Annotated in this window: 14 protein-coding genes; 11 read left to right on the top strand and 3 right to left on the bottom strand. The window is 69.1% G+C overall.

Features of this window, described 5'->3' with window-relative positions:
• Nucleotides 1–19: 19 nt before the first annotated feature.
• From rpsT to ACFM35_RS06285, 3 genes are all read right to left on the bottom strand, one after another.
• A complete protein-coding gene (gene rpsT / locus ACFM35_RS06295; RefSeq protein WP_378839781.1) occupies nt 20–280 on the bottom strand; it encodes a 30S ribosomal protein S20 in 261 nt (86 codons plus the stop codon).
• Between the two features lie 112 nt (nt 281–392).
• Complete coding sequence (locus ACFM35_RS06290) at nt 393–1,112, bottom strand: alpha/beta fold hydrolase (RefSeq protein WP_378839778.1); 720 nt, start codon at nt 1,110–1,112, stop codon at nt 393–395.
• 60 nt (nt 1,113–1,172) lie between these two features.
• On the bottom strand, nt 1,173–4,004 hold the full coding sequence (locus ACFM35_RS06285; protein WP_378839775.1) for an ExeM/NucH family extracellular endonuclease: 2,832 nt from the start codon (nt 4,002–4,004) through the stop codon (nt 1,173–1,175).
• A gap of 205 nt (nt 4,005–4,209) precedes the next feature.
• Here ACFM35_RS06285 and lepA point away from each other — a divergent pair, with 205 nt between their 5' ends.
• From lepA to era, 11 genes are all read left to right on the top strand, one after another.
• Complete coding sequence (gene lepA / locus ACFM35_RS06280; protein WP_378839771.1) at nt 4,210–6,063, top strand: translation elongation factor 4; 1,854 nt, start codon at nt 4,210–4,212, stop codon at nt 6,061–6,063.
• Between the two features lie 9 nt (nt 6,064–6,072).
• Nucleotides 6,073–6,723: a DUF1990 domain-containing protein gene (locus ACFM35_RS06275; RefSeq protein ID WP_378839768.1), complete on the top strand. Its 651-nt coding sequence runs from the start codon at nt 6,073–6,075 to the stop codon at nt 6,721–6,723.
• A complete protein-coding gene (gene hemW / locus ACFM35_RS06270; RefSeq protein WP_378839765.1) occupies nt 6,723–7,940 on the top strand; it encodes a radical SAM family heme chaperone HemW in 1,218 nt (405 codons plus the stop codon). The genes ACFM35_RS06275 and hemW overlap by 1 nt, the downstream gene beginning before the upstream one ends.
• Before the next feature lie 79 nt (nt 7,941–8,019).
• Nucleotides 8,020–9,060, top strand: coding sequence for a heat-inducible transcriptional repressor HrcA (hrcA, locus tag ACFM35_RS06265; RefSeq protein ID WP_378839763.1), 1,041 nt, complete (start codon nt 8,020–8,022; stop codon nt 9,058–9,060).
• A 52-nt stretch (nt 9,061–9,112) separates the two neighbouring features.
• Nucleotides 9,113–10,234 (top strand): molecular chaperone DnaJ, encoded by a 1,122-nt coding sequence (dnaJ, locus tag ACFM35_RS06260; RefSeq protein ID WP_378839760.1) that lies wholly within the window; start codon nt 9,113–9,115, stop codon nt 10,232–10,234.
• A gap of 4 nt (nt 10,235–10,238) precedes the next feature.
• The gene (locus ACFM35_RS06255; protein ID WP_378839758.1) at nt 10,239–10,976 is read left to right on the top strand and encodes a 16S rRNA (uracil(1498)-N(3))-methyltransferase; all 738 of its coding nucleotides are present in this window, start codon (nt 10,239–10,241) and stop codon (nt 10,974–10,976) included.
• Nucleotides 10,977–11,033: 57 nt separating this feature from the next.
• Nucleotides 11,034–11,381 carry an HIT domain-containing protein gene (locus ACFM35_RS06250; RefSeq protein ID WP_378839755.1) on the top strand — a complete coding sequence of 116 codons (348 nt, stop codon included), beginning with the start codon at nt 11,034–11,036 and terminating at the stop codon, nt 11,379–11,381.
• A 55-nt stretch (nt 11,382–11,436) separates the two neighbouring features.
• On the top strand, nt 11,437–12,465 hold the full coding sequence (locus tag ACFM35_RS06245; protein WP_378839864.1) for a PhoH family protein: 1,029 nt from the start codon (nt 11,437–11,439) through the stop codon (nt 12,463–12,465).
• Nucleotides 12,462–12,932: an rRNA maturation RNase YbeY gene (gene ybeY / locus ACFM35_RS06240; protein WP_378839753.1), complete on the top strand. Its 471-nt coding sequence runs from the start codon at nt 12,462–12,464 to the stop codon at nt 12,930–12,932. Before ACFM35_RS06245 ends, ybeY begins: the two co-directional genes overlap by 4 nt.
• Nucleotides 12,929–14,404: a hemolysin family protein gene (locus ACFM35_RS06235; RefSeq protein WP_378839750.1), complete on the top strand. Its 1,476-nt coding sequence runs from the start codon at nt 12,929–12,931 to the stop codon at nt 14,402–14,404. The genes ybeY and ACFM35_RS06235 overlap by 4 nt, the downstream gene beginning before the upstream one ends.
• Nucleotides 14,397–15,293, top strand: coding sequence for a GTPase Era (gene era / locus ACFM35_RS06230; protein ID WP_378839748.1), 897 nt, complete (start codon nt 14,397–14,399; stop codon nt 15,291–15,293). Before ACFM35_RS06235 ends, era begins: the two co-directional genes overlap by 8 nt.
• Nucleotides 15,294–15,313: the final 20 nt, after the last annotated feature.

Below are 15,313 nucleotides of genomic sequence, written 5' to 3'. Positions count from 1 at the left end.
CGAAGATGCAGCGCGTCGGCTAGAGCGACGCGACCTGCTTGGCGATGGCCGACTTGCGGTTCGCCGCCTGGTTCTCGTGGATGACGCCCTTGCTCACGGCCTTGTCGAGCTTCTTGGACGCCGTGGCCAGAGCCTTCTCGGCAGCGGCCTTGTCGCCGGCCGCGACGGCCTCACGGGTGCGACGCACCTCGGTGCGGAGCTGGCTCTTGACCGCCTTGTTGCGCTCGTTCGCCTTCGCGTTGGTCTTGTTGCGCTTGATCTGCGACTTGATGTTCGCCACGTGTGGAATCTTTCGTGAGAGGAATGTTCGGTAGGTTGCCGGTGAGCACGAGAGGGATGCCGCGCGGCGGTCGTGCGGGATACACCCACACGCAAGTCAAACACCGAGTCTATCAGGTCGATTCGAGGGTCGTGAGCGCGAGGCCGAGGAGCGCGTTGAACACCCGCGGGCGCATGGCGGTGACCAGATGCGTGGTGCGGGGGACGACGATCAGCTCGGCCCGGGGAGCGACCTGGGTGAAGAGTCGCTCGTTCGCCCGCAACTGGTCGAACTGCCCGTTGACGAACCAGAGCGGCACGTCGATGCGGCGAAGAGCGGCGAGCAGGTCGAGCACGGACAGGCTCTGCAGTGCGACATCCTGCGCGTCGAAGGCATACCCGCCCGCCCCGAAGTCGGCACGGGTCTCCTCGGGCAGGGTGCGCGCCAGCATCCGCTCGGTCAGCCACATCCCGCGGTCGGGCAAGGAGTCGAACCGACGCGCGAGCATCCGGTACGTGGCGAGTCCGACACCCCGCGGAATGGCGGTGCAGGATGCCGCGATGAAGCCCGCGACCGGCGGCGGGTCCTCCCGACCCACGTACTCGATCGACAGCAGCCCGCCCATCGAGTGCGCGGCCAGCAGCACGGGCCCCTCGGAGGCGGCGCGCCGCACCGCCTCGTCGATGGTCGAGAACGCCCCCTCGAGGGTGAACTCCTCCGCCATGCGCGTGCCGTGGCCGGGGAGGTCGACGGCGGTCACCGGGTTGCCGCGCGCGGAGAGGTACTCGACCTGGGTGCGCCACATGCTCGCCGATGTGCGGATGCCGTGAACGAGGACGACCTGGACGACCATGCTCTCCAGCGTACGAGAGCACGGTCGTCCAGGCGCGGGGACGACCCTGACGCGGGCCTGCTAGAACAGGACCGTCACGCGGGCGGACGAGCTGCTCGAGCCGATGGTCGTGTTCGCGTCGGTCGGAACGAACGTGGCCGTGTAACGGTGTGTTCCCCGGGTGAGGTTCGAGGGCAGCCGCAGGATCGCAACCCCCTTCGTGACCGCCGTCGAGCCGATCACCGTGTCGCCCTCGCGGAATTCCACCGTGCCGGTGAGTCCGCGTGCGCCGCTGACGGCGGCGACGAGCGTCGCCGGCAGCAGCCGGTTGATGTGCACGGGGGGAAGGGCGATCAAGGCCGTCTTCGTCACGATGCGCTCGTCGACACCCGCCGCGACGCCGACCTTCACGGGGTCATGGTCGGAGGAGCGATACGGGTCGGGCGCTGAGAACAGCGTTCCGTGCACGTTGTAGCGGCTGTACTCCAGTGCCACCGATTCGCCGGAGTTGATGTTCCAGATGTCGCCCCCGGTGGCGCGCTCGCGCGCGTCCGCGCTCATGAGGATGTGGTCCAGCGAGCCCGACAGACCCGAGAACGAGTACGACGACGACTCGATCCCGAGCGACTGCTCGGCGTCGACGTAGCCGGCGTCGTACAGGACCTGCAGCGGGTCCTCGCGGCCGTACGAGTTGAAGTCACCCGCGAGGAACACCGACGACACATCGCCCTGGATCGACGCGATCCAGTCCCTGAGCGCCGTGGCCTGACGCACCCGTGATTCGTTGGACGCGCCCTGCCCGTCGCCCGTGTCGGCGTCGCCCGCCCACGGGCCGGCCGACCCCTTCGACTTGAAGTGGTTCACGGCGAAGAGGAAGCGCTCGCCGCCCGTCGCCGGCCGGAAGACCTGGGCGATGGGCTCCCGCGCGTTGCCGAAGGCCTGATCGTCGGCGGACTGCGTTCCGAGGGCCCGGGATGCCCCGACCGGCGTCGCCGCCGCCGGCTGGTAGATGATCGCGTTGGTGATGACGTCCTGCTCCGACGCGTCGGGAAGATCCGTCGAGGACGGGATGAACGCCCACCGGGGCGCCCCGGCGGCGGCATTGAGGGCGGCCACGAGAGTCGCGGTCGCCTCATCGGGCGCCTCGCCGAGCGCGGCGGAGTTCTCGATCTCCATGAGCCCGACCACGTCGGCGTCGAGGGCGTTGATGGCTGCGACGATCTTCTGCTGCTGGCGCTCGAGGTCCCCGCTGTCCCACGCTCCGCGCTGGTCGCAGCCGCCGCTGACGGACAGGCCGTCACCCGTGCGGTCACGATACGCCGTGCACGTGGCGCTGTCGGTGCCGAGTGTCGTGAAGTAGTTGAGGACGTTGAATGAGGCCACCGACACGTCGCCGCCGACCGCCGCGGGCGCTGACGTGCGCGGGTTGGAGAACTGCACCCCGTCGACGCCGCTGCCGTCGCCCGCCACAGGCGCGGTCGGGTTGAACTTCCACACGCCATTGCGCTGATCGACGATCACCGGCGCCGTGAAGCTCGCGGTCGCGCCCACGACGAGCGGCTCGACGAGCGAGACGTACGGGGGAGTGAGCGCGCTGTTCGCCGCGGACAGGAAGTTCACGGATGCTCCGTCATCGAGCACCACGGCGCGTGCGGCGTTGTCGGCGGCCACTGCGGCGGCCTCCGCGGTGCCCGGACGCGCGACGTCGGTCGGCTGCCGCAGGGGCTGGTCGCCGAACGCGAGTCCCACCTCCCCGTACTGGTTGGTGGAGTAGGTGTTGCTCACGGTGTACGTGCCCTGCGGGGCGATGAGCATCGATTCGAGCGACTCGCGCTGGACGTCGGCGCTCGGCCACGCCACCGTCGCGGCGACCGGGGCCGCGGCATCCGCGATCTTCGTCGCTGCACCCGCGGCGACCGTGATCTCGGTGAGTCCGTTGAACTCGCTGACCGCTCCCGTGAGCTGGACGGTGTCGCCGACCGCCACCTCGGTCGCGGCGGGGGAGTAGATGAAGACGGCGTCCGAGGCGGTGTGCGTGGCGAGGTCGATCGCGCCGCCCGTACCCGGAGTCTGGATGACGTAGCCGTTGAAGCCGCCCGAGGGGTAGGAGGCCGTCACGACTCCGCTCGTGGTGACGGTCTGCCCGACGTACGGCGATGCGGCGCCGGTGCCCTGGATCTCGGCGATGGTCACCGGATCGGTCGGCTCAGGTTCGGGGTCGGGATCCGGGTCGGCCCCGATCCCCTGGGGCGTGGGGGCACCGGCGGTGAAGTCCGCCGCGTTGTCCGCGGTGTTCGCCGCCGCGGCGCTGCGGGAGATCGACGTCGCGTTGCCGGTACCGGGGGCGGCGGCCGAACCGGCGAAGTCGGTGGCGGCGCCCCAGCCCACGTAGTCCACGACCTGAGGGGCGGCAGCGAGGCCGGCGTTGCCGGAGAGCGCGACCTGATCGGAGACGAGGGCGACCTTGCCGCCGCTTCCGCTCAGCGGGATGGTGCCTTCGACGTCAGGGGAGAAGGCGGGCAGGGCGGTGTTGGCGCCGACGCCCTCGCCGATCAGCAGCGATGCTCCCGCCGGCAGGGTCACGCCGGTGAGGGCCGTGAGCTGCCACGACGAGCCGGCCGTCGAGGCGTACTGCACGCTCCACGACGACAGGGATGCCGACTCGGTGCCGACGTTGCGCAGCTCGATGAAGTCGCGGTTGAACGCGCCCCCGGAGTTGCCGCCGCCGCCGTAGACCTCGGTGATCACGACGTCCGCGTCGGGCGAGACCGCCGCGGAAGCCGCGGTCGGGGCGACCAGCCCGGTCACGATGAGCGCGCCGAGAGCGAGTCCCGCCGTCCACCGCCGCCCGGCTCGAGGATCGCGCACGGAAAAGGGATTGGTGGGGGGATGCACGGACGAAGGCTCCTTCATAGCGACGGCTTCATGAGGACGTCACGAACGCGACGTCGTTGTACTTTCGGATTTCGGACCCCAGTCGTCTCCCCGCAGACGACTCTCTCCGAGCCTCGTCGTTCGCGCAAGGGGACCTGCGGAACGACACGTGAACGTCACGCGAATGTCATGTCGACGCGGCCGCACCGTGCCGTGGCATCCCGCCGCGTAGAATCGACAGGACATGTCACCTCGCGCCCTCACGCCCCTCCAGCCGTCCGCGACGCCGCCCGCGCAGCTCCGCAACTTCTGCATCATCGCTCACATCGACCACGGCAAGTCGACGCTCGCCGACCGCATGCTGCAGATCACCGGCGTCGTCTCCGACCGAGACATGCGCGCGCAGTACCTGGACCGCATGGACATCGAACGCGAGCGCGGCATCACGATCAAGTCGCAGGCGGTGCGCATGCCGTGGGAGGTCGACGGCAACACTTACGCACTGAACATGATCGACACCCCCGGTCACGTCGACTTCACCTACGAGGTGAGTCGATCGCTGGCCGCCTGCGAGGGCGCGATCCTGCTGGTCGATGCCGCACAGGGGATCGAGGCGCAGACACTGGCCAACCTCTACCTCGCGCTCGATAACGATCTGCAGATCATCCCGGTCCTCAACAAGATCGACCTGCCCGCCGCCGACCCCGAGAAATACGCACGGGAGCTCGCCAGCCTCATCGGCGGCGAGCCTGAGGACGTACTCCGCGTGAGCGGCAAGACGGGCATGGGCGTCGAGGAACTGCTCGACCACGTCGTCCAGCAGATCCCGTCGCCGCGGGGTGACCCGGATGCCCCGACCCGGGCCATGATCTTCGACTCGGTCTACGACTCCTATCGCGGCGTCATCACCTATGTGCGCATGATCGACGGATCGCTCAACCCGCGCGAGCGCATCCAGATGATGTCGACCCGTGCCGTCCACGAACTGCTCGAGATCGGCGTCTCCTCGCCCGAGCCGACCCCCACCAAGGGGCTGGGTGTCGGCGAGGTCGGCTACCTCATCACCGGTGTGAAAGACGTCCGCCAGTCCAAAGTCGGCGACACCGTGACGAGCGCCGCGAAGCCGTCGAAGCAGGCGCTGCCCGGCTACACCGACCCCAAGCCGATGGTGTTCTCGGGTCTGTACCCCATCGACGGCAGCGACTACCCGATCCTCCGCGAGGCCCTCGACAAGCTGAAGCTCTCGGATGCTTCGCTCAACTACGAGCCCGAGACGTCGGTCGCCCTCGGATTCGGGTTCCGCTGCGGCTTCCTCGGGCTTCTTCATCTGGAGATCGTGACCGAGCGTCTGGAGCGCGAATTCGGGCTCGATCTCATCTCGACCGCCCCGTCCGTGACCTATGAAGTCATCACGGACGACAAGAAGTCCTTCACCGTCACGAACCCGAGCGAGTTCCCGTCCGGCACGAAGATCTCCAGCGTCACCGAGCCGATGGTCAAGGCCGCGATCCTCGCACCCAAGGACTACGTCGGCACCATCATGGAACTGTGCCAGTCGCGGCGTGGCACGCTCCTCGGCATGGAATACCTCGGCGAAGACCGGGTCGAGATCCGCTACACGATGCCCCTCGGTGAGATCGTCTTCGACTTCTTCGACCATCTGAAGTCAAAGACCGCCGGCTACGCGTCGCTGGACTACGAGCCCAGCGGCGATCAGGAGGCGGACCTCGTGAAGGTCGACATCCTGCTGCAGGGCGAGCCGGTCGACGCCTTCAGTGCGATCGTGCACCGGGAGAAGGCGTACGCCTACGGCGTGCTCATGACCGAGCGCCTCAAAAAGCTCATCCCGCGTCAGCAGTTCGAGGTGCCGATCCAGGCCGCGATCGGCGCACGCATCATCGCCCGCGAGTCGATACGGGCGATGCGCAAGGACGTGCTCGCGAAATGCTACGGCGGTGACATCAGCCGAAAGCGCAAACTTCTGGAGAAGCAGAAGGAAGGCAAGAAGCGCATGAAGATGGTCGGCCGCGTCGAGGTGCCGCAGGAGGCGTTCATCGCCGCCCTGTCGGGCGACACGGAGAAGAAGGACGGAAAGTAGGCTTCGCCGATGCGCCGTGGGACCTTTCGAGACGAGACCGTCGATTACGCCGCGGTCGGGGCGACGCAGGCCCCCGACCTCATGCAGTACCCGCCCGAGCGCAGCCTCCCCGCGGAGGAGTCGTGGCGGATCGGCAGTGGTGAGCAGCGGTTCACCACCGCCAGCGAGGCGCTGCTGTCGTGGGATGCGCAACGCGGTGGCGGTCTCGAGCTGAAGGACGTGCGGCCCGCCGCCGGTCCGATGTACTCGGGTGTCAGTTTCGACGACGAGGGCAATCCGACCGCTCCCAGTCGCCTCGAGGTCGAGCAGCGCTTCGACGCCGACGGCACACCTTACGTCGGTGCGGGTTCGACCGTGCACCTCCGCGGGCGCATCGGCGGTCAGCGCGTCGACGCCGAGCTGCGGGTGATCTTCGCCGTGGAGGAACCGCGCAGAGTCGGATTCGCCCTCGGCACCGTGGGCAGCTCGGTGGTCAGCGGCGAGGAGTCGTTCATGATCGAGTGGCGCGGCAACGACGAGGTGTGGTTCACCGTGCGGGCTTTCGACGCGCCGATCGCGCTGGCCTACAAGCTGTTCCCCGCTCTCACGCGGCGGCGGCGCAAGGCCCTGTTCACCCGCTACCTCCGGGCGATCTCCCCGCTGTACACGACGCCCGGCTGATGGGCTCCGCTCTTCCGCTCGGCGATCCCGCACCCGCCGACGGCCGGCTGCCGTCCGGCACGCGCATCGATGCAGACACCGACTTCGGCGTCTACCTGCACGTGCCGTTCTGTCGCGTCCGCTGCGGCTACTGCGACTTCAACACCTACACCTCGACCGAACTGCAGGGTGCACGCCAGGACGAGTACGCCGACGTCGTCCTTCGCGAGGTCGACCTGGCCGCAGAGGTGCTGGTCGAGGCCGGGGGGCTGCGGCCCGCCACGACGGTGTTCTTCGGGGGCGGGACGCCGACGCTGCTGCCGGCGGGCGACCTCGCGCGCATGCTCGAGGCGGTCCGCGATCGGTTCGGGCTCGTCGCCGGTGCCGAGGTGACGGTCGAGGCCAATCCCGACACGGTCACTCCGGGCGTGGCATCCGATCTCGCGGCCGCCGGCGTGACGCGCATGTCCATCGGGATGCAGTCCTCGGTGCCGCACGTGCTGGCGGCCCTCGACCGCACCCACGATCCCGACAACGTGACGACAGCGGTCCAGTTCGCCCGCACCGCCGGCCTCGACGTCAGCCTCGACCTCATCTACGGCGCACCCGGCGAGAGCCTCGCCGACTGGCGCCACTCGCTCGAGACGGCCCTCGCGCACGAACCCGATCACATCTCGGCCTACGCCCTCATCATCGAGGACGGCACCAAGCTCGCCCGCCAGATCCGACGCGGAGAGGTGCCCGCACCCGACGACGACCTGCAGGCCGACATGTACGAGCTCGCCGACGAGCTGCTGGGGGCGGCGGGCTACGACTGGTACGAAGTGTCGAACTGGTCGACGGGCGAGCGCCACCGGTCGCGCCACAATCTCGCCTACTGGCGGGGTGCGGACTGGTGGGGATTCGGTCCCGGCGCGCACAGCCATATCGCCGGTACGCGCTTCTGGAACGTCAAGCATCCCGCGGCGTACGCGCAGCGGCTGGCGGCAGGCGAATCGCCCGCCGCGGGGAGGGAGCAGCCGGATGCCGCCGCCCGGTCGCTCGAGGACGTCCTGCTGCGCTCCCGCATCCGCGAGGGGCTGCCGATCGCGGATCTGCTCGGCGAGGGGCGTCATGCCGTGGCCGCGCTCATCGCGGATGGACTCATCGACGGCGCCGACGCCGTGCACGGACGCATCGTCCTCACCCTCCGCGGGCGGCTCCTCGCCGACGCCGTGGTGCGGGCGCTGACGGACTGACGCGCCTCCCATCCGTTGCCCGGGCGATCCGATAGAATTGGCACTCCAGACATGCGAGTGCCAGGCGGGAGGGGATGACATGGTCAGTGAGCGCGGACTGCAGGTCCTCCGGGCGATCGTGCAGGACTACGTCGACACCCATGAGCCCGTCGGCAGCAAGGCCATCGTCGACCGGCATTCGTTCGGCGTCTCCGCCGCGACGATCCGCAACGACATGGCGCTGCTCGAGGACGAAGAGCTGATCACCGCTCCGCACACCTCGTCGGGACGCGTACCCACCGACAAGGGCTATCGCGTCTTCGTCGATCATCTCGCCGAGCTCCGTCCGCTCACCCCGGCGCAGCGCGCGGCGATCGCCTCGTTCCTCGAGGGTCCGACCGACCTGGACGACCTGTTGTCGCGTACCGTGCGCGCCCTGACGCAGCTCACCGGTCAGGTCGCCATCGTGCAGTATCCCTCCTTCGCGCGGGCGAGTGTCTCCCATGTGGAGCTCGTCGCACTCGGCGCCGGGCGCATGCTCGTGATCGTCGTGACCGACACCGGACGGGTGTCGCAGCGACTCGCGTTCGTGCGGGAGGAGTTCGACGAGGCCGACATCGCGCGGCTGCGCCGCGGCATCGCCGACCTCGTCGTCGGACGATCCGTACGCGACGCCGCGCACCGCGTGGGGGAGATGCTGGCCGAAGAGACGCTGGGGCCCCTCGCGACCGACTCGGCGGCCCGGGTGATCGCGGCCGTCGTGGCCGAGGAGCTCGACGAGTTCCGTCAGGATCGCCTCGTCATGGCCGGTGCGGCGAATCTGGCGCGGCGCGAGTCCGATTTCCGCGGCAGCATCTACCCGCTGCTGGAGGCGATCGAGGAGCAGGTCACGCTGTTGCGCCTGATGGCGGAGATGACCGCGGACGAGCACGGCCTCGCGGCCAGCATCGGGCGCGAGAACGAGTCCTTCGGGCTCTCCGAGGCTTCCGTGCTCGCCAGCGGCTACGACTCCGCCCGAGGAAACGCACGCGTCGGACTCATGGGTCCCACGCGCATGGACTACCCGACCAATCTTGCGGCGGTACGAGCCGTCGCCGGCTATCTCACCCGGATGCTCGAAGACGACGACAACGCTCGCTGAGCAGCATCCGTGACGAACGATCCCCGCGTCCTGCGCGGGCAGGAAGGCGATTGTGGCTGACCACTACGAAGTCCTCGGTGTCTCGCGCGAGGCGACCCCCGAGGAGATCAAGAAGGCGTACCGCCGGCTGGCGCGCGAGCTCCACCCCGACGTGAACCCGAGCCCCGAGGCATCCGAGCGGTTCAAACTCGTGACCCACGCCTACGACGTGCTCAACGACCCCGAGCAGCGTCGTCGCTACGACATGGGCGGCGACTCGTCGCCGTTCGGCGGAGGTGGGGGCGCGGCGGGCGGGTTCGGCGGCTTCGGCGACATCTTCGAGACCTTCTTCGGCGCGGCCGGGGGTCAGCGCTCCGGGCGACCTCGCTCGCGGCGCGAGCGAGGTCAGGACGCCCTCGTCCGCGTCACCCTGGGCCTGGAGGACATCGTCTTCGGCGTCCACCGCGACATCGATGTCGACACCGCCGTGCTCTGCGAGACGTGCCAGGGGTCGTGCTGCCAGCCGGGAACCTCGCCCGTCACATGCGACATCTGCCACGGTGCGGGTCAGGTGCAGCGCACCGTCCGAAGCCTGCTCGGCAACGTCGTCACCAGCCAGCCCTGCGGTTCGTGCCAGGGATACGGCACGACGATCCCGTATCCGTGCGCCACCTGCCAGGGGCAGGGTCGCGTGCGCTCGCGCCGTACCGTGTCGATCGACATCCCGGCGGGCGTCGAGACCGGCCTGCGCCTGCAACTGCCCGGATCGGGTGAGGTCGGGCCGGCCGGGGGGCCCAACGGCGACCTCTACCTCGAGGTGACGGTCACGCCGCACGAGGTCTTCAGCCGAGACGGCGACGACCTGCTCGCCACGCTCGAGGTGTCGATGCCCGATGCCATCCTCGGCACGACCACGACGATCGAGTCGCTGGACGGCCCCGTCGAGCTCGAGCTGCGCGCGGGGGTTCAGGGCGGCGACGTGCTCACGATCAAGGGCCGCGGCATCACTCCGCTGCGAGGAAGCCAGCGGGGCGACCTCAAGGTCGGCGTGCACGTGGTGACGCCGTCGCGCCTCGACGCGAGGCAGCGCGCGATGATCGAGGACTTCGCGAAGAAGCTCAAGGCCCCGGCGCCGCACCTGTCGGAGTTCCACCAGGGGCTGTTCGCCAAGCTGCGCGATCGCTTCCGCGGCTGACCGCATGGTTCTGCACTTCCTCCTCGACACGGTCACGACGGCCCGCCCCGGCGATGTCGTCGCGCTGACGGGTGCCGAGGCGCACCATGCCGCCGCTGTGCGTCGGGTGCGCGTCGGCGAGGAGGTGACCGTCGGCGACGGTCGGGGTGCGTGGCTGACCGGCGCATGCGAGTCGGTCTCACCGCGCGAGGTCATCGTCCGCATCGCGGAGCGGACGGATGCCTCGCCCTCCGCGCCGCGCATCGTGCTCGTGCAGGCGCTGGCGAAGGGCGACCGCGACGAGCTTGCCGTCCAGGCCGCCACCGAGCTCGGTGTCGACGAGATCGTCCCGTGGCAGGCCGCGCGCAGCGTCGCGCGGTGGGAGGTGGGAAAGGCCGAGAAGGGTCGGGTGCGATGGGCGAGCATCGTGCGCGAGGCGGCCAAGCAGGCGCATCGCGCGTGGGTGCCCGAGGTCGCGCCGCTTTCGACCACGAAGCAGCTCGTGGCCCGCGCCGAGACGGCGCGAGTCCTCGTGCTGGAGCCCACGGCCTCCCGCGCCCTCACTTCGATGGACTTCGACGGCGCGGACGAGCGCGACATCGTCCTCGTCGTCGGGCCCGAGGGCGGAATCGCTCCGGAGGAGCTCTCCGCGCTCGAGACCGCCGGCGCCCGCGGCGTGCGCATCGGCGATGCGGTGCTGCGCACCTCGACGGCGGGCCCCGCGGCGATCGTCGTCGTGAGCGCCGCGATCCGCCGCTGGTGAGATCGGTCCGGACGACCGGAGCCAGCCGGGCTTTCGACGGCTCGGTAGACTGGCCCCATGAGCGAGCCGACGATCTTCACCCGCATCCTCGGTGGTGAGATCCCGTCCGAGATCATCGCGGAGACCGACAATGTGTTCGCGATCCGCGATATCGCCCCCCAGGCTCCCGTGCATCTGCTGGTGATCCCGAAGACATCGGAGTACCGCGACGTCGTCGAGCTGGCGGCGGGCGATCCGGCTCTCCTCGCCGAGGTGATCGCCGTGGCGGGCGACCTCGCGCGGGAGCACGCGAAGGGCGAGTTCCGCCTTGTGTTCAACACCGGCGCCGCTGCCGGCCAAACGGTGTTCCACGTGCACGCGCACGTGCTCGCCGGTGGACTGAGTGAAGAGAGTATCCGTGCCTGAGTCGTCCGAATCCCCCGACCAGTCGGTCGACACCGTCCTGGTCGACGGTGTCGCCATGGTGCAGCTCCTCGGCCCGCAGGACCGCTTGCTGAGGGTGGTCGAGGGAGAGCATCCTGATGTCGACGTGCACGTCCGCGGCAACGAGATCACCCTCACCGGCCCCGCGGCGGCCGTCGCGGCCGCCAGGTCCCTCGTCGACGAGCTCGTGGAGATGACCCGTTCGGGCCATGCGCTCGCACCCGCCGACGTGAGCACGTCCAGCCGCATCCTGCAGGGTGACGGCGTTCAGCGGCCGTCCGAGGTCATGGGAGAGGCGATCCTCTCGTCGCGCGGGAAGATCATCCGCCCCAAGACGCTCGGGCAGAAGGCGTACGTCGATGCGATCGACGAGGCGACGATCGTCTTCGGCATCGGTCCGGCCGGCACCGGCAAGACCTACCTCGCCATGGCCAAGGCCGTGCAGGCCCTCCAGCGCAAGGAGGTCAGCCGCATCATCCTCACCCGACCCGCCGTCGAAGCGGGGGAGCGCCTCGGCTTCCTTCCGGGCACCCTGACGGACAAGATCGACCCGTATCTGCGACCGCTGTACGACGCCCTCAACGAGATGATCGACCCGGAGATCGTCCCCAAGCTGATGGCCAGCGGCACGATCGAGGTGGCACCCCTCGCCTATATGCGCGGCCGCACCCTGAACGACTCGTTCGTGGTCCTCGACGAGGCGCAGAACACGACGCCCGAGCAGATGAAGATGTTCCTGACGCGACTCGGATTCGGCACGCGCATGGTCGTCACCGGCGACATCACTCAGGTGGACCTGCCCCAGGGCACCTCCGGGCTGCGCCTCGTCACCCGCGTGCTGTCCGACGTGGACGACATCCACTTCGCGTATCTCACGAGCGATGACGTGGTGCGGCACACGCTGGTGGGTCGCATCGTCGACGCCTACACCGAGTACGACGAGAAGCGCCTCGCCGCGCGTCGCGAAGGCAACGAGGCATCCGACTTCGCCAATCGTGCCGAGCGACGAGGATCCACCCGCACGGGCGGGCCGCGCGACCACACGCCGAAGCGGGGCCGCTCGTGACCATCGAGATCAACAACGAATCCGCCATCGCGATCGACGAAACCGTGCTGCTGCGTCTGACGGAGCACAACCTCGCCGAACTGCACGTCAGCCCCGATGCGGATGTCGCGATCGTCCTCGTGGACGAGGGCGCGATGGAGGCTCTCCACGTGCAGTGGATGGACGAGCCCGGTCCGACCGACGTGCTGAGCTTCCCGATGGATGAGCTGCGTCCGGGCACGGAGGACGCGCCCACGCCGGCCGGTCTGCTCGGCGACATCGTGCTGTGCCCCCAAGTGGCCGAGGCTCAGGCCGTCACGGCGAAGCACTCCACGATCGACGAGCTCGTCATGCTCACCACGCATGGTCTCCTGCACCTGCTCGGGTTCGACCATGCGGAGCCCGCGGAGGAACGCGAGATGTTCGGTCTGCAGCGCGATCTGATCGTGAGCTTCGAGCTCGCCGAGCGCCGCCGCCGTCGCGCATGACGCCCTTCTTCCTCCTCCTCGGCGCTGTCGCGCTCGTCGCCTTCGGCGGCCTGATGGCCGCGGTCGATTCGGCACTCGGTGTCACCTCGCGCGCCGATCTCGCCGAGCTCAGCACTGAGGGGCGCAATCGCGCGTACCTGCGGCGCATCGCGGCCGACCCCGACGCGCACGCCAACGCGGTCGTCTTCATCCGCATCCTGACCGAGACGGCGGCGGCGGTCCTGGTCACCGTGGCGTTCACCGTCCTGTTCGACAACATCTGGTGGGCCATGCTGGCCGCCGCGATCCTGATGACACTGATCTCCTTCGTGCTCGTGGGCGCGAGTCCGCGCAGCGTGGGTCGGCAGCATGCGAAGGGGCTGCTGCGCAGCGCGGCGCCGGTCATCCGATTCGTCCGCATCCTGCTCGGCCCTCTCGCCCACGCGCTCGTCGCGCTCGGCAACCGGCTCACCCCGGGCGTGTCGCGCAGCACCTCGTTCGCCTCCGAGGAGCAGTTGCTCAGCATGGTCGACGAGGCCGCAGAGCAGGACCTGATCGAGGAGGACGATCGCGAGCTGATCCACTCCGTCTTCGACTTCACCGACACCTACGTGCGTGCCGTCATGGTGCCGCGCACCGACATGGTGACGGTGGATGCCGCGGCCTCGACCCGTGAGGCCATGTCGATCTTCCTCGAGAAGGGCATCTCCCGCATCCCCATCGTCGACGACGAGGCCGATGACGTCGTGGGGATGCTGTACCTCAAGGACCTCGTGCAGTTCGGGTTCCGCGACGAGGCCGGCTGGCGCGACGCGCCGATCACGCGGATCGCCCGTCGGGCGGTCTTCGTGCCCGAGTCGATGCGCGCCGAGACGCTCCTCCAGCAGATGAAGCGCGACGCCGTGCACGTGTGCCTGGTGATCGACGAGTACGGCGGAGTGTCGGGCATCGTCACTCTCGAGGACATCATCGAGGAGCTCGTGGGCGAGATCGCCGACGAGTACGATCCCCGTGCCGATGAGGTCGTCGAACTCGACCACGGCCGTTACCGCGTGAGCGCGCGTCTGGCCCTCGATGAGGTGGGCGACCTGTTCGGCATCGACCTCGACGACGACGACGTCGATTCGATCGGCGGTCTGCTCGGCAAGGCGCTCGGGCGCATCCCGCAGCCCGGCGCCACCGCCGAGTACGCCGGTCTGATCATGACCGGTGGTGTCTCGCACGGCCGCCGCCGGGGGATCGCCACCGTCTTCGTCGAACGTGCCGAGTCCTTGGAGGCTGCGGAAGCCGCTTTCGACCGCGACGTGGACAAGGAGCAGTCCCGACGCCCGTCGAGGCGCGAGAAGGATGCCGCGGCCGCGCAGAGCACGGGAACCGGGCCCATCGTGACGGCGGCGGCCAAGAGCTCCGGATCGAAGAGCGCCGGGTCGAAGAGCAAGAAGTCCACGGCGAGGAACAAGGCCGCGGCAGAGAAGGGCGAAACACATGTCTGAAGAGATCCGCTCCGGATTCGTGACGTTCGTCGGGCGCCCCAACGTCGGCAAATCGACGCTCACGAACGCGCTCGTGGGTGAGAAGGTCGCGATCACGAGCGACAAGCCCCAGACGACGCGACGCGCGATCCGCGGCATCCTCAACCGCCCGGCCGGCCAGCTCGTCATCGTCGACACCCCCGGCATCCACAAGCCGCGCACGCTGCTCGGCGAGCGCCTGAACAGCCTGGTCGAGCAGGTGCTCGGCGACGTCGACGTGATCGGATTCTGCGTGCCCGCGACCGAGAAGGTCGGCCCGGGCGATCGACGCATCGCGCAGTCCCTCGACGGGTATCCGCGGGCGAAGAAGATCGCGATCGTGACCAAGACGGATGCCGCCGCCCGCGACCAGATCACCGAGCGACTCCTCGAGGTCGATGCCCTCCGCGAGGACTGGGCGGCCGTCATCCCCCTGTCGGCACTGACCCGGGAGCAGCTGGACGTGCTCACCGACGAGGTCCTGACGCTCATGCCGTTCGGTCCTGCGCTCTACCCCGAAGATGTCGTCACCGACGAGTCGATCGAGGACCGCGTCGCCGAGATCATCCGGGAGGCGGCGCTGGAAGGCGTCCGCGATGAGTTGCCGCACTCGATCGCGGTGACGATCGAAGACATGGCCCCACGGGAGAACTCCGACCTGACGGACATCTTCGCGAACGTCGTCGTCGAGCGCGACAGCCAGAAGGCGATCATCATCGGTCACCGCGGTTCGCGCCTGGCCGATGTCGGAGCGCGAGCACGCGCACAGATCGAGCCGCTCGTCGGTGGCAGGGTCTTCCTCTCACTCCACGTCCGGGTGGCGAAGGAATGGCAGCGGGATCCCAAGCAACTCGGTCGCCTCGGCTTCTGAACGTCATGGCGGTGGAGCAC

Source organism: Microbacterium songi, from assembly GCF_042747925.1.
Taxonomy (GTDB): Bacteria; Actinomycetota; Actinomycetes; order Actinomycetales; family Microbacteriaceae; genus Microbacterium.
This window is presented reverse-complemented; position numbering and strand designations above follow the sequence as displayed.

Excerpts from the sequence above, each read along its gene's own strand:
- hemW (WP_378839765.1), top strand. The coding sequence starts at position 6,723 with ATGGGCTCCGCTCTTCCGCTCGGCGATCCCGCACCCGCCGACGGCCGG.
- hrcA (WP_378839763.1), top strand. The coding sequence starts at position 8,020 with ATGGTCAGTGAGCGCGGACTGCAGGTCCTCCGGGCGATCGTGCAGGAC.
- ACFM35_RS06235 (WP_378839750.1), top strand. The coding sequence starts at position 12,929 with ATGACGCCCTTCTTCCTCCTCCTCGGCGCTGTCGCGCTCGTCGCCTTC.
- ACFM35_RS06245 (WP_378839864.1), top strand. The coding sequence starts at position 11,437 with ATGGTGCAGCTCCTCGGCCCGCAGGACCGCTTGCTGAGGGTGGTCGAG.
- ACFM35_RS06250 (WP_378839755.1), top strand. The coding sequence starts at position 11,034 with ATGAGCGAGCCGACGATCTTCACCCGCATCCTCGGTGGTGAGATCCCG.
- ACFM35_RS06290 (WP_378839778.1), bottom strand. The coding sequence starts at position 1,112 with ATGGTCGTCCAGGTCGTCCTCGTTCACGGCATCCGCACATCGGCGAGC.
- ACFM35_RS06255 (WP_378839758.1), top strand. The coding sequence starts at position 10,239 with ATGGTTCTGCACTTCCTCCTCGACACGGTCACGACGGCCCGCCCCGGC.
- era (WP_378839748.1), top strand. The coding sequence starts at position 14,397 with ATGTCTGAAGAGATCCGCTCCGGATTCGTGACGTTCGTCGGGCGCCCC.
- ACFM35_RS06275 (WP_378839768.1), top strand. The coding sequence starts at position 6,073 with ATGCGCCGTGGGACCTTTCGAGACGAGACCGTCGATTACGCCGCGGTC.
- ACFM35_RS06285 (WP_378839775.1), bottom strand. The coding sequence starts at position 4,004 with ATGAAGGAGCCTTCGTCCGTGCATCCCCCCACCAATCCCTTTTCCGTG.
- lepA (WP_378839771.1), top strand. The coding sequence starts at position 4,210 with ATGTCACCTCGCGCCCTCACGCCCCTCCAGCCGTCCGCGACGCCGCCC.